The 1,371-nt window shown below is 45.8% G+C and carries 2 protein-coding genes; both read right to left on the reverse strand.

The genetic code is table 11. From position 1 onward, the window contains the following. Positions 1-209: 209 nt before the first annotated feature. Entirely contained in the window at positions 210-881 is a 672-nt protein-coding gene (locus tag F6K53_RS42760; protein ID WP_366511450.1) for a hypothetical protein, read from the reverse strand. Continuing rightward, a complete protein-coding gene (locus F6K53_RS46355; RefSeq protein WP_366511449.1) occupies positions 847-1,257 on the reverse strand; it encodes a hypothetical protein in 411 nt (136 codons plus the stop codon). Before F6K53_RS46355 ends, F6K53_RS42760 begins: the two co-directional genes overlap by 35 nt. Positions 1,258-1,371: the final 114 nt, after the last annotated feature.

A 1,371-nucleotide genomic window follows, 5' to 3' on the forward strand; every position in this document is an offset into this window, starting at 1 on the left:
AAGGAAAGTCTAGGTGAGTAGATAGTATTTTGGGTTAAAGGGAACAGGGAACAGGGAACAGGGAACAGGGAACAGGGAACAGGGAATAGGGATGCAGCGCTTCTGCCTTCTACCTTCTGCTTTCTGCCTTGCTGTTAGGCATTTTTAATGCCTAACAGCTTAACTGCGATCACTCTAGGAATTAATCCTAATCAATTTTTAGTTTATTTTTAAAGGAATGGGTAGTCTGTATAGCCCTTTTCTAAATCCTTGTCCCCTCGACCGTAAAATGTCTTAGGATTGGGTGTATTTAATTCGGCATCTAGTTCAAACCGTTTGGGTAAATCAGGATTAGCAATAAACAGCCTGCCGAAAGAAACTAAATCTGCATCACCCGATGCCAAGATAGTGTTTCCCTGGTCTTTGTCATAGCCGCCGTTGGTGATAATCGTACCGTTGTAGATAGGGCGAAATAGGGGGGTAACTGGATTGAGTACCTCGCGGGTTCCTAAATCTACTTCATTGGGTTCCATCAGGTGAATGTAGGCTAAGTCAAAGGGATTGAGAGCATTGATCACATAGCTGAAGATTGCTTTAGGGTTTGAGTCTCTCATCCCATAGAAAGTGTTGCTGGGAGAGAGTTTGATGCCTACTCGGTTACCTCCCCAGACGCTAGTGACAGCTTCCACAACCTCTAGCAGGAACCGAGCGCGGTTTTCGATTGAGCCACCGTAGCGATCGCTGCGTTGGTTGGAACCATCTTGGAGAAACTGGTCGATCAAGTAGCCAAAAGCACCATGAAGCTCAATGCCATCAAATCCCGCTACCATGGCATTTTCTGCTCCTTTGCGGAACTGCTGGACAATTTCAGGAATTTCGTCGGTTTCTAGAGCGCGAGGCATGTCCAAGGTAACTTTGCCAATGGGAGACCATTGTACATTCGGTAATAATTAGCCCAGCGGTTGCTCGCTGGGTGTAGTAAGTTCCCATCAAAGCAGTAGGAACCGTCCCATTAGCCCGTAAACGGGTCATGGGTGCCATTACCATACGGTTGGGTAAGCTGTAGGAAGCGAGTTGCACTGAAGAAAAAAGATCGTCTCTGCCTTCATGGAATTGGCGTCTCCGTGACTGAAGTCGTTTAGAGGTATTACCCTCCACAATATCTGAAAATTTTACAGCAGCTGGGGAGTAGAAGTGTTCAACTTCGGCGATTACTGAATAAGAAGGGGAAGAGTGTGGGGAGAGGGGGAACCAAATAGGTTTAATCAGTTTAATCAATAGGAGGAAAACCCGCTTTTTCTAGCAGTTTTTTACCCTCATCAGTCCGCAGCAAATCGATGGATGTAAGCTTCTCCGGCTTTTTGTTCTGCTTTCCCATTTTTTTGACAATCA

The organism is Moorena sp. SIO4A1 (genome assembly GCF_010672065.1).
GTDB lineage: Bacteria > Cyanobacteriota > Cyanobacteriia > Cyanobacteriales > Coleofasciculaceae > Moorena.

What these genes read in the sequence shown, in the direction of transcription:
- F6K53_RS42760 (WP_366511450.1), bottom strand. Translation starts at nt 881, where the DNA reads ATGCCTCGCGCTCTAGAAACCGACGAAATTCCTGAAATTGTCCAGCAG.